Annotated in this window: 1 protein-coding gene; it reads left to right on the plus strand. The window is 62.9% G+C overall.

Translation table 11 applies throughout. The features are described 5' to 3' along the window. Nucleotides 1-95 precede the first annotated feature (95 nt). Nucleotides 96-259: Ada metal-binding domain-containing protein (locus tag SB772_RS42715; protein ID WP_410838860.1), on the plus strand; the 164-nt coding region annotated here is incomplete at its 3' end.

Raw genomic sequence — 259 nt, forward strand, 5'->3', positions numbered from 1 at the left:
GGACGGGCTCATGCCCAGACACTAGCAAAAAGACCTGCAAGGGCCATGTCCGATTCCCGCTAGAAGTGTCCCCCCGTGGCTGGCAGGATGGGGAGATGGACTTCTGGCAGCGCTACAGGGCAATCGATGCCCGCGACACCCGGTTCGATGGCCAATTCTTCACCGCTGTCAGCTCCACCGGCATTTACTGCCGCCCGTCATGCCCCGCCCGGACACCGAAGGCGGAGAACGTCACGTTTTACGAAACCTCCGCCGCGGC

This window comes from Paraburkholderia sp. SIMBA_030 (genome assembly GCF_046535245.1).
In the GTDB taxonomy this organism is placed as follows: domain Bacteria; phylum Pseudomonadota; class Gammaproteobacteria; order Burkholderiales; family Burkholderiaceae; genus Paraburkholderia.